The 9529-nt window shown below is 59.6% G+C and carries 10 protein-coding genes and 1 pseudogene; 8 read left to right on the top strand and 3 right to left on the bottom strand.

All coding sequences use genetic code 11. The annotated features are described in order from the left end of the window. Positions 1-310 (bottom strand): hypothetical protein (locus G6Q29_RS21615; RefSeq protein ID WP_203547261.1); only part of this gene is annotated, 310 nt, incomplete at its 3' end. Positions 311-678: 368 nt separating this feature from the next. Here G6Q29_RS21615 and G6Q29_RS21360 point away from each other — a divergent pair. The 7 genes from G6Q29_RS21360 (at position 679) to G6Q29_RS21330 (ending at position 7625) form a co-directional block, all read left to right on the top strand. Then, positions 679-1416: a recombinase family protein gene (locus G6Q29_RS21360; protein ID WP_001446887.1), complete on the top strand. Its 738-nt coding sequence runs from the start codon at positions 679-681 to the stop codon at positions 1414-1416. Next, on the top strand, positions 1413-1637 hold the full coding sequence (locus tag G6Q29_RS21355; RefSeq protein WP_000743213.1) for a hypothetical protein: 225 nt from the start codon (positions 1413-1415) through the stop codon (positions 1635-1637). Before G6Q29_RS21360 ends, G6Q29_RS21355 begins: the two co-directional genes overlap by 4 nt. Before the next feature lie 210 nt (positions 1638-1847). Then, positions 1848-3341, top strand: coding sequence for an IS91-like element ISCR2 family transposase (locus tag G6Q29_RS21350; protein WP_001120888.1), 1494 nt, complete (start codon positions 1848-1850; stop codon positions 3339-3341). Between the two features lie 30 nt (positions 3342-3371). Continuing rightward, on the top strand, positions 3372-4256 hold the full coding sequence (locus G6Q29_RS21795) for a DUF3363 domain-containing protein (RefSeq protein WP_001447541.1): 885 nt from the start codon (positions 3372-3374) through the stop codon (positions 4254-4256). Positions 4257-4472: 216 nt separating this feature from the next. Beyond that, positions 4473-5687 (top strand): chloramphenicol/florfenicol efflux MFS transporter FloR, encoded by a 1215-nt coding sequence (floR, locus tag G6Q29_RS21340; protein ID WP_000214122.1) that lies wholly within the window; start codon positions 4473-4475, stop codon positions 5685-5687. Between the two features lie 27 nt (positions 5688-5714). Continuing rightward, complete coding sequence (locus G6Q29_RS21335; RefSeq protein ID WP_001255015.1) at positions 5715-6020, top strand: LysR family transcriptional regulator; 306 nt, start codon at positions 5715-5717, stop codon at positions 6018-6020. Between the two features lie 111 nt (positions 6021-6131). Further along, entirely contained in the window at positions 6132-7625 is a 1494-nt protein-coding gene (locus G6Q29_RS21330; RefSeq protein ID WP_001120888.1) for an IS91-like element ISCR2 family transposase, read from the top strand. Positions 7626-7800: 175 nt separating this feature from the next. Here G6Q29_RS21330 and G6Q29_RS21320 read toward each other — a convergent pair whose 3' ends face one another. After that, positions 7801-8103 carry a phosphoglucosamine mutase gene (locus G6Q29_RS21320; RefSeq protein ID WP_000251875.1) on the bottom strand — a complete coding sequence of 101 codons (303 nt, stop codon included), beginning with the start codon at positions 8101-8103 and terminating at the stop codon, positions 7801-7803. An 86-nt stretch (positions 8104-8189) separates the two neighbouring features. Continuing rightward, positions 8190-9005: a sulfonamide-resistant dihydropteroate synthase Sul2 gene (gene sul2, locus G6Q29_RS21315; protein WP_001043260.1), complete on the bottom strand. Its 816-nt coding sequence runs from the start codon at positions 9003-9005 to the stop codon at positions 8190-8192. 329 nt (positions 9006-9334) lie between these two features. On the opposite strand from sul2, the pseudogene G6Q29_RS21790 reads away from it, so the two are divergent. Further along, positions 9335-9439: pseudogene (locus tag G6Q29_RS21790) on the top strand (Arm DNA-binding domain-containing protein); the annotation flags it as partial. Positions 9440-9529 lie beyond the last annotated feature (90 nt).

Raw genomic sequence — 9529 nt, 5'->3', positions numbered from 1 at the left:
ATCCCCTGGGCGAAATGCGCCTGGTAAGCAGAGTTTTTGAAATGTAAGGCCTTTGAATAAGACAAAAGGCTGCCTCATCGCTAACTTTGCAACAGTGCCGCGCGACGAGCAGCAGCACCAGGAGCAGAAGCACGTCGAGAAAAAGCAACAGCAGATCGAGCAGCGCCCACGGCGGGCCGCTCGCATCGGATAAGTCGAAAAATCCGGCTAAAGTGGCCGAGCTGCACATCAGGCCGCGCGGTTTTCCTCCCTGATCGCCGGCGCGGTTTCTTCCTCCCTGAACCGCATGCAGACTTGCCGCCTCGGACACCCCGAGGCGGTTTTTTTTCGCCTCGCTCGAGCATCGCCGCATCCGACGATGCCGAGACGACCAGGCCGCGCACGTCGAGCTGCAGCATCGCCATTGCCGACGATGGCACCAGGTCGCCGGCGGTGGCCACCGACCTCGAGCTCGCATCGCCACATCCGACGATGCGCGCCGGCGTCGACCATCGCCAGGTCTGACGATGGCGGCCGCCCTGCCCTGGATCTCGCATCGCCATTTCTGGCGATGAGATCCACGGAGCGGCCATTTAGACCCGCCAATAACGACCCGGCCAAGATAAATCGCATGACGGCCTTTTTGGCCGGGGGTAGCATGACCGGACACTTTGCGTATGCCCAAAGGAGCCCGCAAGTATGCGCAGGACGAAGCCAGTAGCCGCGCCGATGGTGGCGCGGGTCTATCTGCGCGTCAGCACCGACGCGCAGGACTTGGAACGCCAAGAGGCGATCACTACGGCCGCGAAGGCCGCCGGCTACTACGTCGCCGGCATCTACCGTGAGAAGGCATCCGGCGCACGCGCCGACCGGCCTGAGCTGCTGCGCATGATCGGCGACCTACAGCCCGGCGAGGTGGTCATTGCCGAGAAGATCGACCGCATCAGCCGCCTACCTTTGCCCGAGGCCGAGCGCCTGGTGGCCTCGATACAGGCCAAAGGCGCAAGCCTGGCCGTCCCTGGCGTGGTCGATCTATCCGACCTGGCGGCCGAGGCCCAGGGCGTCGCCAAGATCGTGCTGGAAGCCGTGCAGATCATGCTTTTTCGCCTGGCCTTGCAGATGGCCCGCGACGACTACGAGGACAGGCGCGAACGCCAGCGCCAAGGCATTGAGTTGGCCCGCCAGGCCGGGCGGTACAAGGGCCGCCGTGCTGATCCGAAGCGCCGCGCCCAAGTTGTCGCGCTGCGCAAGTCCGGCTACAGCATCAACAAGACCGCCGAGCTGGCCGGGTACAGTGCGGCCCAGGTGAAACGGATATGGGCCGAGGTCAGCCAGGCCGAAGCGAAGCAGCACGGCGCGTTCGTGGAGGACGCATTGACGGAAGCCGATGCCCTGGCCGCTGTCGGCCAGGATGAGCGCCAGGAGGAAAGGGCATGAAGAAGCCGAACCAAGACGACGAGCCGTTTTTCATCACCGAGGAGATTGCGGCCGAAATGATCGCCGGCGGCTATGAGTTCGAGCTGCCGCCCATTCCTTGCACCATCCGCCTACGCGACGTGCTGGAGCGCATGACCGATGCTGAGCTAGCATTGCAGCCGGGCGAGATCGCCGACCAGGAGCGTGAACGCTGCCGGCGCAAGCCGTGTTCAACCTCATGATCTGGTCATGGTATTTTTCATGGCACTGAGCCTGATAGTTCTTGCAAATTGTTGTCACTAAAGGGTTTTGTGTGCTTGTTTACAATCGAGTGGGAGTGACGGGCACTGGCTGGCAATGTCTAGCAACGGCAGGCATTTCGGCTGAGGGTAAAAGAACTTTCCGCTAAGCGATAGACTGTATGTAAACACAGTATTGCAAGGACGCGGAACATGCCTCATGTGGCGGCCAGGACGGCCAGCCGGGATCGGGATACTGGTCGTTACCAGAGCCACCGACCCGAGCAAACCCTTCTCTATCAGATCGTTGACGAGTATTACCCGGCATTCGCTGCGCTTATGGCAGAGCAGGGAAAGGAATTGCCGGGCTATGTGCAACGGGAATTTGAAGAATTTCTCCAATGCGGGCGGCTGGAGCATGGCTTTCTACGGGTTCGCTGCGAGTCTTGCCACGCCGAGCACCTGGTCGCTTTCAGCTGTAAGCGTCGCGGTTTCTGCCCGAGCTGTGGGGCGCGGCGGATGGCCGAAAGTGCCGCCTTGCTGGTTGATGAAGTACTGCCTGAACAACCCATGCGTCAGTGGGTGTTGAGCTTCCCGTTTCAGCTGCGTTTCCTGTTTGCCAGCCGGCCCGAGATCATGGGGTGGGTGCTGGGCATCGTTTACCGCGTCATTGCCACGCACCTGGTCAAGAAAGCGGGCCATACCCACCAAGTGGCCAAGACGGGCGCGGTCACCCTGATCCAGCGTTTTGGATCGGCGCTCAATCTGAATGTTCACTTCCACATGCTGTTTCTCGACGGTGTGTATGTCGAGCAATCCCACGGCTCAGCGCGTTTCCGCTGGGTCAAGGCGCCGACCAGCCCAGAGCTCACCCAGCTGACGCACACCATCGCCCACCGGGTGGGTCGCTATCTGGAACGGCAAGGCCTGCTGGAACGGGATGTCGAAAACAGCTATCTGGCCTCGGATGCGGTGGATGACGACCCGATGACACCCCTGCTGGGGCACTCGATCACTTACCGTATCGCTGTCGGTTCACAGGCGGGGCGAAAGGTGTTCACTTTGCAAACTCTGCCGACCAGTGGTGATCCGTTCGGTGACGGGATTGGCAAGGTAGCCGGGTCCAGCCTGCACGCCGGCGTGGCGGCCAGGGCCGATGAACGCAAGAAGCTCGAACGGCTGTGCCGGTACATCAGCCGCCCGGCGGTATCCGAGAAGCGGCTGTCGTTAACACGAGGCGGCAACGTGCGCTACCAGCTCAAGACGCCGTACCGGGACGGCACCACGCACGTCATTTTCGAACCATTGGATTTCATTGCAAGGCTGGCCGCCCTGGTACCGAAGCCCAGAGTCAACCTAACCCGCTTCCACGGGGTGTTCGCACCCAACAGTCGGCACCGGGCGTTGGTCACGCCGGCAAAACGGGGCAGGGGCAACAAGGTCAGGGTGGCTGATGAACCGGCAACACCAGCACAACGGCGAGCGTCGATGACATGGGCGCAACGGCTCAAGCGTGTTTTCAATATCGACATCGAGACCTGCAGCGGCTGCGGCGGCGCCATGAAAGTCATCGCCTGCATTGAAGACCCTATAGTGATCAAGCAGATCCTTGATCACCTGAAGCACAAAGCCGAAACCAGCGGGACCAGGGCGTTACCCGAAAGCCGGGCGCCACCGGCTGAGCTGCTCCTGGGTCTGTTTGACTGACGAGCCTGAAGGCCAACGATACCAATCAAAATGCTGCGTTCACAGCGCCGCGGCAGGGATCCGCCGTGCTGGTTGTCGGAAAAGGAGCCGCTAGTGGGAAAGAGGAGGGTAAATTTTCAGCGTTGCTGGCTCCCCGTCAGCCGGATTGGGTTGCATCGCAGGGGTGTCGAAAGAGTCAACTGCGGTCCAAAGCTGTTGGACTTGGGTGAAAAGGGCGTTTATTCTTCCTATACGTGCCGCGTTCCAGGCGGCGACTATGAGGGCTATGTCGATGCCCATGTGCGCCGGCTGGAGGCGCTACGCCGGGCCGGTATCGTCGAGCGGATCGACGCCGACCAATGGCGCATCCCCGATGATCTGGTCAGCCGTGCCGCCGCCCATGACGCCGGCCGAGACAGTCAGGCCAGCGTTCGCGTCCTTTCCCCGGTCGATCTGAACAAACAGATCGGATCGGACGGCGCGACCTGGCTGGACCGGCGGCTGATCCACGGCGAGACGGCCGACCTTGCGCCAACCGGCTTCGGGCAACAAGTCCGCGAAGCCATGGACCAGCGCCGCGAGCACCATATCGAACAGGGCGACGCCACCCGCAGCCGGGACAGCCGCGTCTTCTACCGGCGCAACCTTCTCGCCATCCTGCGGGAGCGCGAGGTAGCCGGCGTCGGATCGGATATGGCTTTGAGTAAGGGCCTGCCGTTCCGCGCCGCCACGGACGGCGAGAGCGTCAGCGGCAAGTTTACCGGAACCGTGCATCTATCGAGCGGCAAGTTCGCCGTGGTCGAGAAATCCCATGAGTTCACCCTTGTCCCGTGGCGGCCGATCATCGACCGCCAACTCGGCCGCGAGGTTATGGGCATCGTGCAGGGCGGGTCGGTGTCGTGGCAGTTAGGGCGGCAGAGGGGGCTGGAACGCTGAGTGCGCCCATGCCGCATTGCGAAGCAAAAGATAATCGGATAAAATGTAGCAATTCATATTCGTAAGCGTGGAGTAATCAGATGGGAAATTCCAAGTCAGCAGACAAGTAAGCCGCAACAACCAGTATTGTTGTTGCGGCGCTCTGTAAGGCTAGTCTCATCTGATTGCTGACGAGCAGACGTCGCCCGGTATTCCTTAATCGAGGGTTGATTCGTCATGACCACCACACGCCCCGCGTGGGCCTATACGCTGCCGGCAGCACTGCTGCTGATGGCTCCTTTCGACATCCTCGCTTCACTGGCGATGGATATTTATCTCCCTGTCGTTCCAGCGATGCCCGGCATCCTGAACACGACGCCCGCTATGATCCAACTCACGTTGAGCCTCTATATGGTGATGCTCGGCGTGGGCCAGGTGATTTTTGGTCCGCTCTCAGACAGAATCGGGCGACGGCCAATTCTACTTGCGGGCGCAACGGCTTTCGTCATTGCGTCTCTGGGAGCAGCTTGGTCTTCAACTGCACCGGCCTTTGTCGCTTTCCGTCTACTTCAAGCAGTGGGCGCGTCGGCCATGCTGGTGGCGACGTTCGCGACGGTTCGCGACGTTTATGCCAACCGTCCTGAGGGTGTCGTCATCTACGGCCTTTTCAGTTCGATGCTGGCGTTCGTGCCTGCGCTCGGCCCTATCGCCGGAGTATTGATCGGCGAGTTCTTGGGATGGCAGGCGATATTCATTACTTTGGCTATACTGGCGATGCTCGCACTCCTAAATGCGGGTTTCAGGTGGCACGAAACCCGCCCTCTGGATCAAGTCAAGACGCGCCGATCTGTCTTGCCGATCTTCGCGAGTCCGGCTTTTTGGGTTTACACTGTCGGCTTTAGCGCCGGTATGGGCACCTACTTCGTCTTCTTCTCGACGGCTCCCCGTGTGCTCATAGGCCAAGCGGAATATTCCGAGATCGGATTCAGCTTTGCCTTCGCCACTGTCGCGCTTGTAATGATCGTGACAACCCGTTTCGCGAAGTCCTTTGTCGCCAGATGGGGCATCGCAGGATGCGTGGCGCGTGGGATGGCGTTGCTTGTTTGCGGAGCGGTCCTGTTGGGGATCGGCGAACTTTACGGCTCGCCGTCATTCCTCACCTTCATCCTACCGATGTGGGTTGTCGCGGTCGGTATTGTCTTCACGGTGTCCGTTACCGCGAACGGCGCTTTGGCAGAGTTCGACGACATCGCGGGATCAGCGGTCGCGTTCTACTTCTGCGTTCAAAGCCTGATAGTCAGCATTGTCGGGACATTGGCGGTGGCACTTTTAAACGGTGACACAGCGTGGCCCGTGATCTGTTACGCCACGGCGATGGCGGTACTGGTTTCGTTGGGGCTGGTGCTCCTTCGGCTCCGTGGGGCTGCCACCGAGAAGTCGCCAGTCGTCTAACCGACGACTGGTAGCAGGCCCGCTCCGATGCGGCGCACTAACCATCGAAACCTCGTGAATGTCGGTATCCTGTCTGGCAGGATACCGCTCATTTCCCTTGTTCAGTTCATCGCCGTCGCCGAGCATCTGAATTTTCGGCATGCGGCCAAGGCACTTGGTATCAGCCAGTCGAGCGTCAGCGCGCGTGTGAAAGCGCTGGAGGATAACCTTGGTGTCCTGCTATTTGAGCGCCATGCGCGGGGCGTTCGGCTAACAGACGCAGGCAGGCACTTCATGGAGCGTGTCACGGCGGGTGTCGATCAACTCGATCACGCAGTGAAGACCGCGGAGTGACGGGCACTGGCTGGCAATGTCTAGCAACGGCAGGCATTTCGGCTGAGGGTAAAAGAACTTTCCGCTAAGCGATAGACTGTATGTAAACACAGTATTGCAAGGACGCGGAACATGCCTCATGTGGCGGCCAGGACGGCCAGCCGGGATCGGGATACTGGTCGTTACCAGAGCCACCGACCCGAGCAAACCCTTCTCTATCAGATCGTTGACGAGTATTACCCGGCATTCGCTGCGCTTATGGCAGAGCAGGGAAAGGAATTGCCGGGCTATGTGCAACGGGAATTTGAAGAATTTCTCCAATGCGGGCGGCTGGAGCATGGCTTTCTACGGGTTCGCTGCGAGTCTTGCCACGCCGAGCACCTGGTCGCTTTCAGCTGTAAGCGTCGCGGTTTCTGCCCGAGCTGTGGGGCGCGGCGGATGGCCGAAAGTGCCGCCTTGCTGGTTGATGAAGTACTGCCTGAACAACCCATGCGTCAGTGGGTGTTGAGCTTCCCGTTTCAGCTGCGTTTCCTGTTTGCCAGCCGGCCCGAGATCATGGGGTGGGTGCTGGGCATCGTTTACCGCGTCATTGCCACGCACCTGGTCAAGAAAGCGGGCCATACCCACCAAGTGGCCAAGACGGGCGCGGTCACCCTGATCCAGCGTTTTGGATCGGCGCTCAATCTGAATGTTCACTTCCACATGCTGTTTCTCGACGGTGTGTATGTCGAGCAATCCCACGGCTCAGCGCGTTTCCGCTGGGTCAAGGCGCCGACCAGCCCAGAGCTCACCCAGCTGACGCACACCATCGCCCACCGGGTGGGTCGCTATCTGGAACGGCAAGGCCTGCTGGAACGGGATGTCGAAAACAGCTATCTGGCCTCGGATGCGGTGGATGACGACCCGATGACACCCCTGCTGGGGCACTCGATCACTTACCGTATCGCTGTCGGTTCACAGGCGGGGCGAAAGGTGTTCACTTTGCAAACTCTGCCGACCAGTGGTGATCCGTTCGGTGACGGGATTGGCAAGGTAGCCGGGTCCAGCCTGCACGCCGGCGTGGCGGCCAGGGCCGATGAACGCAAGAAGCTCGAACGGCTGTGCCGGTACATCAGCCGCCCGGCGGTATCCGAGAAGCGGCTGTCGTTAACACGAGGCGGCAACGTGCGCTACCAGCTCAAGACGCCGTACCGGGACGGCACCACGCACGTCATTTTCGAACCATTGGATTTCATTGCAAGGCTGGCCGCCCTGGTACCGAAGCCCAGAGTCAACCTAACCCGCTTCCACGGGGTGTTCGCACCCAACAGTCGGCACCGGGCGTTGGTCACGCCGGCAAAACGGGGCAGGGGCAACAAGGTCAGGGTGGCTGATGAACCGGCAACACCAGCACAACGGCGAGCGTCGATGACATGGGCGCAACGGCTCAAGCGTGTTTTCAATATCGACATCGAGACCTGCAGCGGCTGCGGCGGCGCCATGAAAGTCATCGCCTGCATTGAAGACCCTATAGTGATCAAGCAGATCCTTGATCACCTGAAGCACAAAGCCGAAACCAGCGGGACCAGGGCGTTACCCGAAAGCCGGGCGCCACCGGCTGAGCTGCTCCTGGGTCTGTTTGACTGACGAGCCTGAAGGCCAACGATACCAATCAAAATGCTGCGTTCACAGCGCCGCGGCAGGGATCCGCCGTGCTGGTTGTCGGAAAAGGAGCCGCTAGTGGGAAAGAGGAGGGTAAATTTTCAGCGTTGCTGGCTCCCCGTCAGACGGATTGGGTTGCATCGCAGGGGTGTCGAAAGAGTCAACTGCGGTCCAAAGCTGTTGGACTTGGGTGAAAAGGGCGTTTATTCTTCCTATACGTTGTCGGCAGCGGGCCAAAAAGGAATACGTCCATGCCCATCGAGGTGAAACCGGCTGTGAGCGCGGGTTCAAGCATATAGCCCGACAGGCGCGTATCCTTGCCGATCACGACACGATGGCGGTGGTCACCGCGACGAAAGACACGGCCAGCCGCCATGCCGACGCGCAAGGCGGTTTCCGCCGTCATCGCGCCTTCGTTGGCTTTGCCACGAATACCGTCTGTGCCGAAATATTTGCGCACCATAAGGTCGATTATCCTGTCGTCGGGTCGCCCTCAAAGGGGACATGCCTGCTGAACCGCGAATATAGAGAAATATCCCGAATGTGCAGTTAACGAATTCTTGCGGTTTCTTTCAGCGCCGCCAATACCGCCAGCCCGTCGCGCAAGGGGCGCGGCTCGTGTGTGCGGATGAAGTCAGCTCCACCTGCGGCGGCGGCAAGCTCTGCAGCGAGTGTCGCGGCCCCGACATCCCCCGGACCACGGCCTGTGAGCGCGCGCAGAAAGGATTTGCGCGAAACAGACAGAAGCACCGGCAAATCGAAGCGCAGCCGCAATTCATCGAACCGCGCCAGCACCGAGAGCGAGGTTTCGGGAGCAGCCCCCAGAAAAAACCCCATGCCGGGATCAAGGACAAGGCGGTTGCGTTTGATACCGGCACCCGTCAGCGCCGCGATGCGCGCGTCAAAGAACGCCGCAATGTGATCCATGATGTCGCCAGCGGGTGCCTCGCGCCGATCTGCCTGCCCGTCTTGCACCGAATGCATAACGACGAGTTTGGCAGATGATTTCGCCAATTGCGGATAGAACGCAGCGTCTGGAAAACCGCGAATATCATTGAGATAGGCCACACCACGCGACAAGGCATAGGCTTGCGTCGCGGGTTGATAACTGTCGAGCGAGACGGGAATGCCATCTGCCTTGAGCGCGTCCAGCACCGGCGCGATACGCGCGATTTCTGTGTCGGACGAAACAGGCGCGGCGTCGGGATTGCTGGATGCCGGACCGAGGTCGATCACATCTGCCCCCTCGGCCATCAGCTTACGCGCCTGCGCAATGGCTGCGTCTGGCGCCAGATACCGGCCTCCATCGGAGAAACTGTCCGAGGTTATGTTGACGATGCCGAAAATGATGAGCGATTTATTCATGGGGGCTTCTATAATAATAATAATCGAGCATGAGTCTCATACGGATGCTCGGGTCGAAAGGGAATCCCCAGGCGAGTAACCTGTTTGCGGTGCTCCATTAGCTGCAGGAGCAGAATAGCATACATCTGGAAGCAAAGCCAGGAAAGCGGCCTATGGAGCTGTGCGGCAGCGCTCAGTAGGCAATTTTTCAAAATATTGTTAAGCCTTTTCTGAGCATGGTATTTTTCATGGTATTACCAATTAGCAGGAAAATAAGCCATTGAATATAAAAGATAAAAATGTCTTGTTTACAATAGAGTGGGTATCGGAGACGAAGAAGGACAAGGTACATGCTGACCGATACCAAGCTGCGCAATCTCAAGCCCAGGGACAAACTCTACAAAGTGAATGACCGGGAAGGTCTCTATGTGGGGGTCGCCTCAGAAAACGGAATCTATGGTCACTCCCGTTTTTGCAACACCGATTTTGACGACAAGTTGGCTTGCTTGAATCTATCCGGCGTCTGAATGGGATTTTATTCCCGC

This window comes from Enterobacter cloacae (assembly GCF_011078175.1).
GTDB lineage: Bacteria > Pseudomonadota > Gammaproteobacteria > Enterobacterales > Enterobacteriaceae > Enterobacter > Enterobacter cloacae_Q.
This window is presented reverse-complemented; position numbering and strand designations above follow the sequence as displayed.

Excerpts from the sequence above, each read along its gene's own strand:
- G6Q29_RS21360 (WP_001446887.1), top strand. The coding sequence starts at position 679 with ATGCGCAGGACGAAGCCAGTAGCCGCGCCGATGGTGGCGCGGGTCTAT.
- G6Q29_RS21355 (WP_000743213.1), top strand. The coding sequence starts at position 1,413 with ATGAAGAAGCCGAACCAAGACGACGAGCCGTTTTTCATCACCGAGGAG.
- G6Q29_RS21350 (WP_001120888.1), top strand. The coding sequence starts at position 1,848 with ATGCCTCATGTGGCGGCCAGGACGGCCAGCCGGGATCGGGATACTGGT.
- G6Q29_RS21795 (WP_001447541.1), top strand. The coding sequence starts at position 3,372 with ATGCTGCGTTCACAGCGCCGCGGCAGGGATCCGCCGTGCTGGTTGTCG.
- floR (WP_000214122.1), top strand. The coding sequence starts at position 4,473 with ATGACCACCACACGCCCCGCGTGGGCCTATACGCTGCCGGCAGCACTG.
- G6Q29_RS21335 (WP_001255015.1), top strand. The coding sequence starts at position 5,715 with ATGCGGCGCACTAACCATCGAAACCTCGTGAATGTCGGTATCCTGTCT.
- G6Q29_RS21330 (WP_001120888.1), top strand. The coding sequence starts at position 6,132 with ATGCCTCATGTGGCGGCCAGGACGGCCAGCCGGGATCGGGATACTGGT.
- G6Q29_RS21320 (WP_000251875.1), bottom strand. The coding sequence starts at position 8,103 with ATGGTGCGCAAATATTTCGGCACAGACGGTATTCGTGGCAAAGCCAAC.
- sul2 (WP_001043260.1), bottom strand. The coding sequence starts at position 9,005 with ATGAATAAATCGCTCATCATTTTCGGCATCGTCAACATAACCTCGGAC.